The sequence below is a fragment of the [Enterobacter] lignolyticus SCF1 genome, assembly GCF_000164865.1.
Classification (GTDB): domain Bacteria; phylum Pseudomonadota; class Gammaproteobacteria; order Enterobacterales; family Enterobacteriaceae; genus Enterobacter_B; species Enterobacter_B lignolyticus.
Map to the genome: position 1 here is coordinate 2,376,441 of NC_014618.1, position 15,246 is coordinate 2,391,686.

The window sequence follows — 15,246 nt, forward strand, 5'->3', positions numbered from 1 at the left end:
CCGGTAAAAGGGAGGCGGCTTTTTTGTTATGATACAGATCACACTTCGTGAATACACAGACAAGGGAGAGCAGGGTGTTTTCTGATTTCGGCGTGTTGAACTACTGGACCTACCTGATTGGCGCGATTTTCATCATTCTGGTGCCAGGCCCGAATACGTTTTTTGTTCTGCGCACCGGCGCGGCGCACGGTATCCGAATCGGCTACCTGGCGGCGCTGGGCGTATTCGTCGGCGATGCGGTGCTGATGTTTCTGTCGTACGCCGGAGTGGCGACGCTGATCAAAACGACGCCGGTCCTGTTTAACGTCGTGCGCTATCTCGGGGCGATTTATCTGCTGTATCTGGGCGGTAAAATGCTCTGGTCGGTACTGAAAAAACAGCCGGGCGCCCATGAGTCTCAGGCGGAGCTGCCGGGGGCGATTCTCAAACGCGCGCTGACCCTGAGCCTCACGAACCCGAAGGCTATCCTGTTTTACGTCTCGTTTTTTGTGCAGTTTATCGATGTGCAGGCCCAGACGCCGGGTCTGGCGTTTCTGATTCTGGCGATTACCCTGGAGGCGGTGAGCTTTGCCTACCTCAGCTTTCTGATCGTTTCCGGTTCGCTGGTTACGCGCTATGTCCGTACCCGTAAGAAGCTGGCGAAGATTGGCAACAGCCTGATTGGCCTGGTCTTTGTGGGGTTCGCCGCGCGCCTGGCGTTCCTGCAGTCATAAAAGAACACCGGGCAACCGACCACGCTTTGGCGTGGTTTTTTTATTTGCTACTATCCTGGTGAGAATAAATCACCCTGCGACAGGAAAAGACAACGATGAAATCACGTGCTGCAGTTGCGTTTGGCCCCGGCCAGCCGCTCAAGATTGTTGAGATTGACGTCGCGCCGCCGAAGAAGGGCGAAGTGCTGGTTAAGATAACCCATACCGGCGTTTGTCACACCGATGCGTTTACCCTGTCCGGCGATGACCCGGAAGGCGTATTCCCGGCGGTCCTCGGTCATGAAGGCGGCGGGATTGTGGTTGAGGTCGGCGAGGGCGTAACCAGCCTGAAGCCAGGCGACCACGTGATCCCGCTGTATACCGCGGAATGCGGCGAGTGTAAGTTCTGCAAATCCGGCAAAACCAACCTCTGCCAGGCGGTACGCGCTACCCAGGGGAAAGGGCTGATGCCGGACGGCACCACGCGCTTCTCTTACGAAGGTCAGCCGATTTACCACTACATGGGCACCAGCACCTTCAGTGAATATACCGTCTGCGCAGAGATTTCGCTGGCGAAGGTCAATCCGCAGGCGCCGCTCGACAAAGTGTGCCTGCTGGGCTGCGGCGTGACCACCGGGATCGGCGCGGTTCACAATACGGCGAAGGTGAAGGCCGGTGATACGGTCGCGGTATTTGGCCTTGGCGGAATCGGGCTGGCGGTTATTCAGGGCGCGGTACAGGCAAATGCCGGGCGCATTATCGCCGTTGACACCAATCCGGATAAATTCACTCTTGCGAAAGAGATGGGCGCGACGGATTTCGTGAATCCCAATGATTTCGATAAGCCGGTGCAGGACGTTATTGTGGACATGACCGACGGAGGCGTGGATTTCAGCTTTGAGTGTATCGGCAACGTAAACGTGATGCGCGCCGCCCTCGAATGCTGCCATAAAGGGTGGGGCGAGAGCGTGATTATCGGCGTGGCGGGCGCGGGGCAGGAAATTCGCACCCGTCCGTTCCAGCTGGTAACCGGCCGCGTATGGCGCGGTTCGGCCTTCGGCGGCGTAAAAGGCCGTAGCCAGCTGCCGGGCATGGTGGAGGACGCGATGGCGGGGAAAATTCGTCTCGATCCATTTATTACCCACCGCCTGCCGCTTGAGCAGATCAATGAAGCCTTTGACCTGATGCATGAAGGCAAATCAATCCGCACCGTTATCCACTTCGGCGATAACTAAGCGGGCAGCCAGCGGGCTTCTCCCGCTGGTTTTCTCTTTTGCAGGAACTGTGATCGATGTTGCGCTTTTACCGGTAAGAGATTCTGCCGCCAGGCCGATGACTATCTTACGGGCGTGTTGGTACGCCTCTTACCCAAAGAGAGTCGATAGCCATGGACAAAACAGCAGCGATGCTCAAGCCACAAAAAGTCAGTTTTTTGCACCACATCAGGTTGGTTCCGCTTTTCTCCTCCATTCTGGGCGGTATTTTGCTGCTATTCGCATTAAGTTCAGGGCTCGCCGGGTATTTTTTGCTGCAGGCAGACCGCGACCAGCGTGACGTGACCGAAGAACTGCAGGTGCGCACGGGACTGTCAAACAGCTCAAACCACCTGCGTACCGCACGTATTAATATGATCCATGCCGGCGCGGCCAGCCGCATCGCGGAAATGGAGGATATGAAGCAGAACATTGCCGACGCCGAACTGCGCATTAAGCAATCTCAGCAGGGCTTTCAGGAGTATGTGAACCGGCGGGTCAAAACGGCGGCGGATGAAGCGCTGGATGGCGAAATCAACGCGCGCTACAGCGCCTACGTCGCGGGCCTTCAGCCGATGCTGAAATATGCCAAAAACGGCATGTTCGAGGCGATTATCAACCACGAGAACGAGCAGGCCCGCCAGCTTGATGCCGCGTACAACGACGTGCTGCTGAAGGCTATTCAGATTCGCAGCGACAGAGCGACCCACCTTTCGGCGTCGGCGCATAGCCGTACGCAGCTGGGTATTGCGTTTATGATTGGCGCTTTTGTGCTGGCGCTGGCGCTAACGTTAATGACCTTTATCGCGCTACGCCGTACGGTGGTAAGCCCGCTTAAGCGCACCCTGGAGCGCATCGAGCAGATTGCCGGCGGTAACTTAACGCTGCCGGATGAGCCCGCCGGGCGCAGCGAAATTGGCAAACTGAGCCATGAGCTGCAGAAAATGCAGCACGCGCTGTCGCAAACCGTGGGCACCGTTCGCCAGGGGACGGAAGAGATCTATCGCGGTACCAGCGAAATCTCCGCCGGAAACACCGACCTGTCATCCCGAACAGAACAGCAGGCGGCCGCTATTGAGGAGACTGCGGCCAGCATGGAACAGCTGACCGCTACGGTGAAGCAGAACGCCGATAATGCGCATCATGCCAGCAAGCTGGCGGAGGATGCCTCCAGTAAGGCTACGCGCGGCGGCCAGATTGTTTCCGGCGTGGTGTCGACAATGGGCAATATCTCCAGCAGCTCAAAGAAAATTTCGGAGATTACCGCGGTGATCAACAGCATCGCCTTCCAGACCAATATTCTGGCGCTGAATGCCGCGGTAGAAGCCGCGCGCGCAGGCGAGCAGGGACGCGGATTTGCGGTCGTCGCCAGCGAAGTGCGGACGCTGGCCAGCCGAAGCGCGCAGGCGGCGAAAGAGATTGAAGGGCTTATCAGCGAATCCGTTACCCTGATCGAACGCGGGTCAGGCGAGGTTGTGGCGGCGGGCAGCACGATGAAGGATATCGTGGAAGCGGTGAAGCGCGTTACCGACATTATGCTGGAGATCGCGGCAGCCTCTGACGAGCAGAGCCGGGGGATCCAGCAGGTGAGCCAGGCCATTTCTGAAATGGATAACGTGACCCAGCAAAACGCCTCGCTGGTTGAGGAATCCTCTGCCGCAGCACTGTCGCTGGAAGAGCAGGCGGCACGCCTGACCGAAGCGGTTGGGGTATTTCGCCTGCAGGGCGGCGTAAGCGCCGCTCGCCAGCACAAAGCGCCATCCAGCGCGCAGTTTGTCGCCTCTCGCCAGGCGACGGCCGGCGGGGATAACTGGGAAACGTTCTGACAGCCAAAACGGCATAGCGGCATAGCGGCATCGCTTATGCCGTTAAAACATAAGCGATGCGGTGGTTAAAAAATATTCTTCGCGAATTGCTTTTGGTCAAAAAGACGGCAGCCAGGCGTGATATACTTAACAGGTTTTCAACATAAATGAGGATGTTATGGATACCGAGTTAACCCCCGCGCAGCTGGCCGTCGAATATCTCCGTCGCGACCCCGGCGTTTTAACCCCGGCACAGTACCTGAAACGCGTAAAACAGCTTGAACTGGAATTTGCTGACCTGATGTCGCTTTCCTCGCTTGAGCTCAAAGAAGAGATCGATTTCGCCTGGCGCCTGGGTATCCACTAAGCCGCCGGTGGCGGCTAAAAAAAATCCCGGCAGGTATTCCCACCGGGATTTTCTGTTTATTGCACGGTGAAATCAGTCGTCTTCGTCATCATCCAGCTCAACCGGACTCTGGTATTGATCGGGCTTCAGCGCCAGCAGGTCGCAGCGCAGATGGTCGATAACCTGTTCGGCGGTATTGCCGAGGAACGCGGCGGAAAGCCCGGTGCGTCCAACGGTGCCCAGCACCACAATCCCCGCCTGCAGATGCTCCGCCAGGTCCGGGATCACCTCTTCAGGCAGGCCTTTTTCAACATGCGTCATATTTTCAGAGATGCTGAATTTTTGCCGCAGCGCCTTCATTGCCAGCAGATGCTGCCCGCGAATCGCGTCGTTATAGACCCCGGGGTCAAAATCCGGCAGCTCGATGGCGATGTTAATCGGGGTAACCGGATAGGCGCCGATAAGGTGCACTTCAGTATGGTTAATCTGTTCCGCCAGCTGTAGCGTTTCGCGAACCAGCTTCTCGTTGAGGGCGTTGTGGTACTCTTCTTCACTGGCAAGGTTGACTGCCACCAGCGCTTTGCCGCCTTCCGGCCACGGCTGATCTTTAACCATCCATACCGGACAAGGGCATTTGCGCAGCAGATGCCAGTCGGTCGGGGTGAAAATAACGGCTTCTAGCTTGTCGTGTTGGTGCGCCATTTTCAGCAGCAGGTCGTGGCCGCCGCTGATAATTTCCTGAATAATCGCTTCAAAAGGACGGTTGTGCCAGACCACTTTAATTTCAATCGGCACGCCGGCGTCGAGGTAATATTTCGCCTGCTCGCGGATCCATGCGGCGCGTTGGCTGATGACGCCCTGGCGCATCGCGGTGCGCTCATCGGGCGACAGAAGGGTGGTCATCTCGTAGGAAAAATCATAGATCGGCAAAAAGGCTTTGATGCGGCCACCAATCCGTTGATGCAAATAAACAGCACGCCGTAATGCAGGCTGATCGTCCTGGTTCGGATCGATGGCAACCAGCATATTTTGATATTTCGCCATACAGGGTCTCCTTACAACTGTAACCACAGTCTGTAATTAAAAGATAACCCATATGGCAGGAATGAAACAGAGGTGAACCTCCGCCAGATCAATAAATCAGGAAAATTTAACGATCCGACGAAGGAAGGGCGAAAGGGTCAGGCGACGTTGCGGGCGTGGCCGGCAAGCAGCGCCAGCGCATCGCTATCTTCAATAGTGATGTATTTGCCTTTTACCGCCAGCATTCCGCTTTTCTGGAAACGGCCCAGCAAACGGCTGATGGTTTCCACGGTCAGGCCGAGGTAGTTACCAATATCGCCGCGGGTCATCGTTAAGCGGAACTCACGCGGTGAAAAGCCGCGCTGCGCAAAGCGGCGGGAGAGGTTATAGATAAAGGCCGCCAGACGCTCTTCCGCGTTCTTTTTCGACAGCAGCAGGATCATATCCTGGTCGCCTTTGATCTCGCCGCTCATCAGACGCATCATCTGCTGGCGCAGGTTTGGCATCTTGCCGGACAGGTCATCCAGAGTTTCAAAGGGGATTTCGCAGACCATGGACGTTTCCAGCGCCTGTGCAAAGCTCGGGTGGTGGCCAGTGCCGATAGCATCGAAGCCGACCAGGTCGCCTGCGAGATGAAAGCCCGTTATCTGCTCATCACCCTGCTCGGTGATGGTATAGCTCTTAATGGTACCGGAGCGAATGGCATATAACGATTTCAGTTCGTCACCTGCTTTGAATAGCGTTTGCCCTTTCTGAATTGGCTTTTTCCGCTCAATAATATTATCGAGTTGATCAAGCTCATGCTCGTTCAGGGTGAACGGGATACACAGTTGGCTGATACTGCAATCCTGGCAGTGGATAGCACAACCGCCAGACTGAATGCGTCGTATAATTCGCTTTTCCGGGATCATAGATATGCTCAAGCCGTAATTGATATTAGTCAATTTTAACATCTTTTTGGTGAGCAAGTAAGTCTCGAAAACCCGATTCACACAATATTGGAATGGGAAATGAGATATGGATTATATCGTGCTGATATCTATGGTTTTATTAGGTCTTTTTTGAATGTAAAGTTCCTCGGGCTTTCCAGATAAGGCACAGAAAATCAAAGCAGCAGATACCCTTCGTGACGCAACAGCCACTCTTTGCGCTGTACGCCGCCGGCGTATCCGGTCATGGTGCCATTACGGCCAATGACGCGGTGGCAGGGCACAACGATACTGACGGGATTCGAGCCATTTGCGGCACCTACCGCGCGGGCGGCGCCTGGGCGCCCAAGCTGCTCCGCCAGCTGCCCGTAGTGCATCACCTGACCGCAGGGGATGGAGCGTAAGGTCTTCCAGACCTCGCGCTGAAAAGGCGTTCCCGCCGTTTCGCTTGGCAGCGTGTCGATGACGGCGAGATCGCCGTCAAAGTAGGCCCGCAGCTGAGCGCTCAGCCCGCCCGGGTTGTCTGAGGCGCGGCGCTGATAGCCTTCGCGGCGATAGTGGATTTCCAGCAGTTGCTCCATACGGTCGCTGTGCTCTTCCCACTCGACCGCGCGCAGGCGAAACTGCTCATCGCACAGGATCCACAGCGGCCCTACCGGCGTGGCGATTTTGTCTTCAAGCAGTGTCAGCATGGCGGTTCCTTTTCATTGAGCGGCAACGATATTATGCATCGCAGGCATAGCGCCACAATATCATGCTCGTGTACCTGCAACCATACCCCCAAAGGTTTGCATACCGGACAAACCGGCGCGAAGGTTGCGAACTTAAAACGCGTTGAGCAGGGACCTGACGGGCGCTATAGTAGCGTCGTCGCTGTACGCGGAGGAGAGATCATGAACCCTGACGACAAATCGCTGTTTCTTGACGCCATGGAGGATGTCCAGCCTCTGAAGCGGTGCAGCAGCGATATCTGCTGGCAGCCCAGCCGCAACACCCGCACCGTGCAGCGTATTGATATGCTACAGCTGGATAACTTCCTGACCACCGGGTTTCTGGACGTGCTGCCGCTTGGCGAGCCGTTGACGTTTAAGCGCGAAGGGCTGCAAACGGGCGTACTGGATAAGCTGCGGCAGGGCAAATACAGCCAGCAGGCAAGCCTCAACCTTCTGGGGAAGCCGGTCGAGCAGTGTCGACAATCGCTATTTGCCTTTATCCATCAGGCCAGGCAGGACGGGCTACGCAATATCCTCATTATTCATGGCAAGGGCCGTGACGATCGCTCGCATGCCAATATTATTCGCAGCTATCTGGCGCGCTGGCTGACCGAATTTGAAGATGTACAGGCTTTTTGCGCGGCGCTACCACATCATGGCGGCAGCGGGGCGTGCTATGTGGCGCTGAAGAAATCGGCGGAAGCAAAACAGGAAAACTGGGAACGACACGCCAAACGTAGCCGCTAACCCCCCTATTAATGAATGCTGTTCATAACCCTAAGCGAATTTATGGGGATTATTGCTATTCAGCGCCAGAGTAAGATGGTATTCCTGCGTCACCGATAAGTGACATTGTCACGTTTTACTCTGGATATCATCGCATCATGAATACCTCCCACGGGCAGAAACCCGCTACTGGCGGGCTGTTGTTTATTCTTATCCTCAGCGGGCTGATGGCGTTTACCTCGTTATCCACCGATATCTATCTTCCGGCGATGCCGGTCATGGCGAATGAGCTACGGGGCAATACCGAACTCACTATCACCGGTTTTCTGATTGGCTTTGCCGTGGCTCAGCTTGTCTGGGGGCCCATCAGCGACCGCTATGGCCGCCGCCTGCCGCTGCTCATCGGCATGCTGCTCTTCATCATCGGTTCGGCAGGCTGCGCGCTTTCAACGTCGATTGAGCAAATCGTCTTCTGGCGCGTTTTCCAGGCGCTGGGCGCCTGTACCGGCCCGATGCTGGCGCGCGCCATGATCCGCGATTTATTCGTGCGAACCCGCGCAGCGCAGATGCTGTCGACGCTGATGCTGATCATGGCGATAGCCCCCATCGCCGGGCCGCTTATCGGCGGACAGATGATCCGCTTTAGCTCCTGGCACGCCATCTTCTGGCTGCTGGCGCTGATTGGCGCCGTCATGTTCTGTTCGTTATTCTGGCTGCCGGAAACGCTGCCGGCGGAGAAGAGGGTGAAAACCTCGCTAACCGGTGCGTTTCACAACTACCTGCTGCTGCTGAGAAACCGTCGTTTTATGCGCTATACGCTCTGTCTGACTTTCTTCTACGTGGCGGCGTATGCGTTTATCACCGGTTCGCCTTTTGTTTATATCCGCTTCTACGGCGTTGCCCCGCAGCATTACGGCTGGCTGTTTGCACTGAATATCGTCGGCGTAATGACGATGAGCGTCGTAAATCGCCATCTGGTTCAGCGCCACTCTCTGGATACGCTGCTGAAAGCGGCGGCTGGCGCAGCCGCTATTGCCGCGCTGCTGCTGGCCGTCGCGGTGAAATTACAGACTGGTGGCATTGTGGTGATTGCGGCGACGGTGTTCATCTTTTTTGCCATGAACGGCATTCTCGCCGCCACCTCGACCGCTGCCGCGCTGGACGAGGTTCCGCACATTGCCGGTTCCGCCTCCGCGCTCATTGGCGCGCTGCAGTACGGTAGCGGTATTATTTCATCGCTGCTGCTGACGTGGTTTAGCGACGGCACGCCGTGGACGATGGCGTGGATCATGGCGCTCTTCGCTGTCGCCTGCGGGGTGATGGGGCTCATGGGTTCCTCAGGAGAACCCATGAAAATAAAACAATCAACAACGGGGATTGATAAACGGTGATAGCCTTATTCCGCCGCGGCGATAAAAATGGGCAGGGCGTTTAACTCACTTTTCATAACGCATCGGCTCAACATAGAATGGCGTTCAGAGGGTGAATATCATACGACATCTTTCGAGCATGGAGGTTGAGGAATATGGCGTTAACTATCAGGGTCCTGCTGGAGAATCGACGAGCCCCTGGCGCGGACTCGCGTTTACAGGCGAAAGCCGGATTAAGCCTGCTGCTCCAGGATGAGTCAGATGCGATTCTGTTTGATACCGGTCCGGACGGTAGTTTTCTGCATAATGCCGCGCTGATGGGCGTCGACCTGTCCGCAATAACGGCGACGGTGCTCTCCCATGGTCATTACGATCACTGCGGTGGGGTGCCCTGGCTTCCGGATAACAGCCGCATCGTTTGTCACCCCCGCATTGCGGATGAACGTTATTCGGCCTTCCGTTTTCCTGGTTTTAGCCGAAAAATAAAAAAACTCTCGCGCGAGGTCGATTATGGCCGCCATCGCATGGAGTACAGCAGTCATCCGGTAGCATTAAGCGAACGCTTTATATGGTCGGGGGAAATTGCCGTCCCTGCGCCAAACGCCTACGGTGTTATTACCGGCGACAGAGACTCAACAGACTACGTGGTGGATGAGGGGGCTCTGATTTATAAGTCCGACCGAGGTCTGGTGATTATTGTCGGCTGCGGGCATCGGGGGGTAATTAACATCGTTCGCCATTGCCAGCAGATCGCCGGTGTGACCCGAATTCATGCGCTGATTGGCGGATTTCATTTGCGCAGCGCGTCGCCCTGGTCGCTCTGGCGAGTTCGTCAATTTTTACAGCAGCAATCGCCGGATAAACTAATGGGGTGCCACTGTACGGGCGAATGGGGTCGGTGGTGGTTGCCGGCGGTTACGGCGCCGGCAACGGGGGAGACTATCGTACTGGGATAGCGTAATTACGGTTTGCTGAGATCGCTCAGCAAGATGGCAATCCCTTTACCGCCCGCCGAATGCTCCAGCGCGATTTTAACGATAATGGTCAACGGCACCGACAGCAGCATCCCCACCGGACCAAGCAGCCAGCCCCAGAAAATCAACGATAAAAACACGACCAGCGTTGATAGCCCCAGGCCACGGCCCATGATCCGCGGTTCGAGAATATTGCCGAACAGCATATTGATCGCCAGATAGCCAGCCATTACCAGCAGCGCGTCGGAAATACCGCCGAAAACCAGCACCTGCAAAATGGGGGGGATGGCCGCCAGAATAGAACCAATATTGGGAATATAGTTCAGCGCAAAGGCCACCATCCCCCAGATAAACGCAAAGCGGACGTCAAGCAGCGCCAGCATCCACCAGGCGACCAGCCCTGTCACCAGGCTGATGGCGGTTTTCAGAACCAGATAATGCGTTACGCTGTCAATCGCTCGCTGGATAGCGGCCATACCTTCCACCGGGCGCGACATCAGCTGCTGCAGCTTGGTGGGGAGCTGAGGAACCTCGAGCAGCATAAATACTACGGTCAACAGCAGCAGGAAAATTGACGACATCGCGTTAGATAACTGCGTCAAAAACCGCGTGACCAGCAGCATAGCGGCGTTGGGATCGATAAACTTGCTCAGCTGTTCGACCGACACCTGAATACCCAACCGCTGCAGCATCGGCTCAACGTTTTGCAGCGGGACAACCAACGACGAACGGTACTGCGGCGCGGTGCGCCCCAGCTCATTCAACGAGGTGCCGAGCGAGGCCAGCAGCAGCACCGCCAGCAGGATAATGAACGCAATTAGCAGCGTAACGGCCACAACGCGCGGGATCCGCCAGCGCACCATAAACTGCACCGCCGGATTAAGGATCACCGCAATGAACAGGGCGAGAATAAAGGGGACAACGATATCAGCGGCGAAGCGGATACCGGTGAGGATGATGACCAGCATGCCCAGCATGATGACTATCTTTAATCCATTAAGCGTAATGATGGGCTTTGCCATAGCAACTCCTGCAAATAATCCGGGAATGCATCATAAAGGTGAACTCCGACAGAATAAACGTATTCACAGCAAATATTCTGGGTAAAGAAGTGCAAAGACTTTGTGTTTATTGTAGCGCTATGCCAGAATCATGGTGTGTTTAACTACCGAGGACAATTTTCATCCGCAATGACGAGAAGCAACACCGCGGATAATTGTAATTTTATGGACAACGTACTCAGGACGTTCACTTTTACTACTTCTGTTTTATCTCCCTCTTTCTGCCTGCTATCTGGTGAAAAACACTGGCGCTCAGCGCTTTAGTCGTCTCTTCTGCATCATCTGAATTTTAAGCTTTTTTTCGGTTTGCGCGCAGCGTGAGCCGCGGCGATTTATATTCTCTTGCAGGAGAAACATCATGTTCTACTGGATTTTATTAGGCCTGGCGATCGTTGCTGAAATTACTGGCACCCTGTCGATGAAATGGGCCAGCGTCAGCGATGGCCACACCGGCTATATTTTAATGCTGGCAATGATTGCGCTGTCGTATATTTTTCTGTCGTTCGCCATTAAAAAAATAGCCCTTGGCGTGGCGTACGCGCTGTGGGAAGGCGTGGGTATTTTGCTGATCACTCTGTTCAGCGTACTGTTGTTTGATGAGAGCCTGTCGCCGATGAAAGCGGTGGGGCTGGCCACCCTGGTGGCGGGAATTGTGCTGATTAAATCGGGCACTCGCAAAGCGAAAGCGCCGCGTGCTGAGGTGAATCATGCAACAGTTTGAGTGGGTTCACGGGGCCTGGCTTGCCGGGTCCATCATTCTGGAAATCGTCGCCAACATTTTCCTCAAATTCTCTGACGGTTTTCGCCGTAAAACCTACGGCGTACTGTCCCTGCTGGCCGTGCTCGCCGCCTTTAGCGCGCTGTCGCAGGCGGTGAAGGGTATTGACCTGTCGGTCGCCTACGCCGTCTGGGGCGGTTTTGGCGTCGCGGCCACGCTTGCGGCAGGCTGGATCCTGTTTGGCCAGCGCCTGAACGCCAAAGGCTGGGTTGGTTTAGGCCTGCTGCTGGTCGGAATGGTGATGATTAAACTTGCCTGATGTGATCGCTGCCCCTGTTTGCGGGCAGCGAAATACGCTAGCTGTATTACGCTTGTACAACGGAGGGAAAACGCCTCCGGACGCCCAATGCGTGCATGAGGATAGCGAATGTTTAATCCATCAGGCTGGCGCAATATAGCAACAGCCAAGACGTTGTTTGTCATGATTTTCCTGGCCGGTATCGGCTTGATTGTCTCTATTGTTTCACTTCTTTATCTCTCACAGCATCTTATCAGCAGTAAAACCAATGAAATTGACGCCCATCGCTCGGCGCTGTCGGTGGAGGGCGCGCTGCAGACCTCCGTTAACCGGATACTGTCGCTGGTGATGGATAACGCCGTCTGGGACGATGCCGTGCACCAGACGTATGCCCCGAAACTGGATACCGCCTGGCTGTACAATACCTGGGGGGCGGGATACAAAATTAATGACCTCTACGACGGCACCTTTGTGCTTGATGAGCAGTACCGCGTGCTGTGGGGCGCGTTCCGCCGCCAGCCGTTCCAGGAAAACGATCTCCGTTTCTTTGGCGAGGGGCTGCAGGCGCTGATCGCACATCATCGCAACGACCTGCTGACGGGGAAACACATTTTTGCAGGCATCACCCAAACCAGCGCCGGTATTGCGTTTGTCGGCATTGGGCTGATACGGCCAATGACCGGACGCCTGCAGATTTATGACGCTACCCGCCGGTATCTGGTGATTACCCGGCACATCAATGCACAAATTTTGCGGGATCTGGGCAATACCTTTCAGATTGCCAACCTTCATCTGACCCGCGAAAAAAGCAGCGAGTACAGTATCCCTTTGCTGACCTCCGGCGGGAAACCGGTGGGATTTCTTAACTGGCAGCCGCGGCTGCCAGGTGCTGAGGCCGCAGCCGCTGCCTCCGCGGAAATTCGCCAGATAGTGGCGCTCGCCGCCGGGCTCATTCTGTTTTTTATCGTGCTGAGCAGCCTTGGGCTGTATAAGCTGGCGCGCGGCGAAAAGCAGGCGCGGGAGATTGCGCTGACCGACTGGCTCAGCCATCTGCCAAACCGACGGGCGCTGATTGAGCAACTGGAACGGGTAAGAAAACACGGCGATGATGAGCTCAAAACCGTGGTGTTTATTGACCTCGACGGCTTCAAGGACGTGAATGATATCTATGGTCATGACGTCGGCGACGCGCTGATCGTCCATATTGCGCATACGCTTCACGCGCTGGTTCCGGACGACGGGATGCTGGCCAGAATGGGCGGCGACGAGTTTGCCATGACCCTCGGCGGCGCGCTGTCGGAGCAACACGCGGCGGCATTTGCCGGCAGCGTGCTTGATTTTCTCAACAGCCCCCTTCGCATCCGCGGGCGCACCATCCATATCAGCGCCAGTATCGGTATCGCCAGCGGCATACTGCGGGAATGCACCACCTCGGAGCTTTTCCGGCGGGCGGATATCGCGATGTACCATTCAAAAATTACCGGCAAAGGGCGCATCACCCATTATGACGCTGAGCTCAACAGCGCCCGGGAGCATCAGCTCACCATCGAAAATGATATCCGCGCAGGGCTGGAGCGTAACGAATTTGACGTCTGGTATCAGCCGATCGTGGATGCCCGCAGCCTGACGATGACGGCCGTCGAGGCGCTGGTACGCTGGCCGCGCCGGCCCGCCGGTGAGCTAAAACCGGATGCTTTTATCGCCATTGCCGAAAGCAGCGGCCTGATTTATTCCCTTGGCCAGTTCGTCTTACGCCGCGCCTGTTCCGACATGAAAAATCTGGGCGACCTGAAGCTGTCGGTCAATATCTCACCGGCGCAGTTTCGCGACCCGGAGTTTGAGGACAAAGTCTCACAGGTGCTTGTGACCAGCGGCTTTCCGGCGCAAAGGCTGCAGCTGGAGGTTACCGAAACCTATGTGCTGGAAAACCCGGAACGGGCGCATTCGGCAATTTCCAATCTGAAAATGCTTGGTACCGACGTGGCGCTGGATGATTTTGGCACCGGCTATTCAAGCATTGGCTATCTGCGTCGCTTCAATTTCGACACCATCAAAATCGACAAATCGCTGGCGGGTCTTGTTGACGATGACGATCAGGCGGCGGCACTGGTCAGCGGCACTATCCGTATCGCCAGCGCGTTAGGTATGACGGTGATCGCAGAAGGGGTGGAGAATGAAAAACAGATGAAGCTGCTGCGCCTCGCCGGGTGCGATCAGCTGCAGGGCTTTTTGTTCAGCGAGCCGATGCCCCTGGCGTCGCTGCTGCAGATTCGACAGCAGCGACAGTGCTAGCCGGTTATTCGTTGGCCAGCGCTTCGAGCTTATCGCGAAACCCGGTCACCGAGATGGCCCGGTTGTCGGCCCGCCAGCGGTCTTTTGCCGCAGGCGCTGAGCTCTGGACGCCGATCACCTGCCAGCCGGCGTCGGTTTTCAACATCAGCGGAGAGCCGCTGTCGCCCGGCAGCGTATCGCACTGGTGCGATAGCACGCTGGTTTGCGCCCAGCCGGTCACCACGCAGTCATTGTGCGTATAGAGGGAATCGAGATGGTCGAGCGGATAGCCGGACTGGGTGACCTTGCGCTCGGTCGCTTTTAGCGCCTCGGTCAGCGCGGCCTTATCACCGTCAAACAGCGGCAGCGGCGTGATTCCGGAAGGCGGATAGCGTAATACGATAAGCCCAAAGTCCCACGGTGCCGCGGAGGGGGGGACGATCCAGCCATCGCCATCGGCTTTCAGCCGCTTGCCAAGCGACGGGTCAACGCGGCCTTCAATGCCGTGGATCTCGTAGCGCCAGCTCCCTTTCTGTGAGACAAACCGCAGCGCGACGGCTTTATCCGGCTTGCCGCGCGGCGGGGTCAGCAGACAGTGTCCCGCCGTTAAGGCCAGGTGCGGAGAGATAAGCGTCGCGGTGCAAAGGTTGCCGCTGGCGGTTTCCAGCTGGCCGATAGCGTCCCATGGCGACTCGGCCGGGTTGCTGACGCGAACGCGGTCATCATGGCCGAAAAATAAGGTCTTAACCTCTTTAGCGCTCAGGCCATCGTCAGTGCTGTCATCAGCATGAGCATAAGAGGAGAGCAGGCAAAGCGATCCCAGTAATACCACTACGGTTTGGCGCATAACATTCTCTGGTGGGGCAATTATGATTATAAAAAGTAGAACCCAATGAGATTACTATAGACGGGACGAGTCAAAAGTGGGAGTAAAATCAGCGTGCTACACTCAGGACAGGAAGAAGCGAGTGGCAACCAGCGCGCAGATAATCAGCAATATAAGGATGAGCTCAAAGCGATAGCGGCGCAACATCATTGCTCTCCAGAAAAAAACGGCGCTGAAACAG

17 protein-coding genes are annotated in these 15,246 nt (G+C 56.1%); 11 read left to right on the forward strand and 6 right to left on the reverse strand.

The annotated features are described in order from the left end of the window. Positions 1 to 74: 74 nt before the first annotated feature. From leuE to ENTCL_RS11215, 4 genes are all read left to right on the forward strand, one after another. Positions 75 to 713, forward strand: coding sequence for a leucine efflux protein LeuE (gene leuE, locus ENTCL_RS11200; protein ID WP_013366233.1), 639 nt, complete (start codon positions 75 to 77; stop codon positions 711 to 713). 95 nt (positions 714 to 808) lie between these two features. Further along, the gene (locus ENTCL_RS11205; protein WP_013366234.1) at positions 809 to 1,927 is read left to right on the forward strand and encodes an S-(hydroxymethyl)glutathione dehydrogenase/class III alcohol dehydrogenase; all 1,119 of its coding nucleotides are present in this window, start codon (positions 809 to 811) and stop codon (positions 1,925 to 1,927) included. A gap of 152 nt (positions 1,928 to 2,079) precedes the next feature. Beyond that, complete coding sequence (locus ENTCL_RS11210; RefSeq protein WP_013366235.1) at positions 2,080 to 3,771, forward strand: methyl-accepting chemotaxis protein; 1,692 nt, start codon at positions 2,080 to 2,082, stop codon at positions 3,769 to 3,771. A 157-nt stretch (positions 3,772 to 3,928) separates the two neighbouring features. Continuing rightward, entirely contained in the window at positions 3,929 to 4,117 is a 189-nt protein-coding gene (locus ENTCL_RS11215) for a YdiH family protein (RefSeq protein ID WP_013366236.1), read from the forward strand. Between the two features lie 72 nt (positions 4,118 to 4,189). Here the strand turns inward: ENTCL_RS11215 and uspE are convergent, their stop codons facing one another. The 3 genes from uspE to ogt form a co-directional block, all read right to left on the reverse strand. Then, a complete protein-coding gene (gene uspE / locus ENTCL_RS11220; protein ID WP_013366237.1) occupies positions 4,190 to 5,140 on the reverse strand; it encodes a universal stress protein UspE in 951 nt (316 codons plus the stop codon). Positions 5,141 to 5,277: 137 nt separating this feature from the next. After that, entirely contained in the window at positions 5,278 to 6,030 is a 753-nt protein-coding gene (gene fnr / locus ENTCL_RS11225) for a fumarate/nitrate reduction transcriptional regulator Fnr (RefSeq protein ID WP_013366238.1), read from the reverse strand. A 194-nt stretch (positions 6,031 to 6,224) separates the two neighbouring features. Next, complete coding sequence (gene ogt, locus ENTCL_RS11230) at positions 6,225 to 6,740, reverse strand: methylated-DNA--[protein]-cysteine S-methyltransferase (RefSeq protein ID WP_013366239.1); 516 nt, start codon at positions 6,738 to 6,740, stop codon at positions 6,225 to 6,227. Positions 6,741 to 6,941: 201 nt separating this feature from the next. Here ogt and smrA point away from each other — a divergent pair, with 201 nt between their 5' ends. The 3 genes from smrA to ENTCL_RS11245 all read left to right on the forward strand — a co-directional run bounded on the left by smrA (position 6,942) and on the right by ENTCL_RS11245 (position 9,813). After that, positions 6,942 to 7,508: a DNA endonuclease SmrA gene (gene smrA / locus ENTCL_RS11235; RefSeq protein WP_013366240.1), complete on the forward strand. Its 567-nt coding sequence runs from the start codon at positions 6,942 to 6,944 to the stop codon at positions 7,506 to 7,508. 137 nt (positions 7,509 to 7,645) lie between these two features. Next, positions 7,646 to 8,878, forward strand: a complete 1,233-nt coding sequence (locus tag ENTCL_RS11240; RefSeq protein ID WP_013366241.1) for a multidrug effflux MFS transporter — start codon at positions 7,646 to 7,648, stop codon at positions 8,876 to 8,878. 134 nt (positions 8,879 to 9,012) lie between these two features. Further along, positions 9,013 to 9,813: an MBL fold metallo-hydrolase gene (locus tag ENTCL_RS11245; RefSeq protein WP_013366242.1), complete on the forward strand. Its 801-nt coding sequence runs from the start codon at positions 9,013 to 9,015 to the stop codon at positions 9,811 to 9,813. A 5-nt stretch (positions 9,814 to 9,818) separates the two neighbouring features. Here the strand turns inward: ENTCL_RS11245 and ENTCL_RS11250 are convergent, their stop codons facing one another. Continuing rightward, positions 9,819 to 10,853 (reverse strand): AI-2E family transporter, encoded by a 1,035-nt coding sequence (locus tag ENTCL_RS11250; protein ID WP_013366243.1) that lies wholly within the window; start codon positions 10,851 to 10,853, stop codon positions 9,819 to 9,821. A gap of 135 nt (positions 10,854 to 10,988) precedes the next feature. On the opposite strand from ENTCL_RS11250, the gene ENTCL_RS24220 reads away from it, so the two are divergent. The 4 genes from ENTCL_RS24220 to ENTCL_RS11265 all read left to right on the forward strand — a co-directional run bounded on the left by ENTCL_RS24220 (position 10,989) and on the right by ENTCL_RS11265 (position 14,200). After that, entirely contained in the window at positions 10,989 to 11,156 is a 168-nt protein-coding gene (locus ENTCL_RS24220; protein WP_471633755.1) for a protein YdgV, read from the forward strand. A gap of 91 nt (positions 11,157 to 11,247) precedes the next feature. Then, on the forward strand, positions 11,248 to 11,613 hold the full coding sequence (mdtJ, locus tag ENTCL_RS11255; RefSeq protein ID WP_203415277.1) for a multidrug/spermidine efflux SMR transporter subunit MdtJ: 366 nt from the start codon (positions 11,248 to 11,250) through the stop codon (positions 11,611 to 11,613). After that, positions 11,600 to 11,929, forward strand: coding sequence for a multidrug/spermidine efflux SMR transporter subunit MdtI (gene mdtI / locus ENTCL_RS11260; protein ID WP_013366245.1), 330 nt, complete (start codon positions 11,600 to 11,602; stop codon positions 11,927 to 11,929). Before mdtJ ends, mdtI begins: the two co-directional genes overlap by 14 nt. A 108-nt stretch (positions 11,930 to 12,037) precedes the next feature. Further along, positions 12,038 to 14,200 carry a putative bifunctional diguanylate cyclase/phosphodiesterase gene (locus ENTCL_RS11265; protein ID WP_013366246.1) on the forward strand — a complete coding sequence of 721 codons (2,163 nt, stop codon included), beginning with the start codon at positions 12,038 to 12,040 and terminating at the stop codon, positions 14,198 to 14,200. Between the two features lie 4 nt (positions 14,201 to 14,204). On the opposite strand, the gene ENTCL_RS11270 is transcribed toward ENTCL_RS11265, so the two are convergent. Continuing rightward, on the reverse strand, positions 14,205 to 15,026 hold the full coding sequence (locus tag ENTCL_RS11270) for a trypsin-like serine peptidase (protein ID WP_013366247.1): 822 nt from the start codon (positions 15,024 to 15,026) through the stop codon (positions 14,205 to 14,207). A 102-nt stretch (positions 15,027 to 15,128) separates the two neighbouring features. Then, positions 15,129 to 15,215: a small membrane protein YdgU gene (gene ydgU / locus ENTCL_RS24225; protein ID WP_459543222.1), complete on the reverse strand. Its 87-nt coding sequence runs from the start codon at positions 15,213 to 15,215 to the stop codon at positions 15,129 to 15,131. Positions 15,216 to 15,246: the final 31 nt, after the last annotated feature.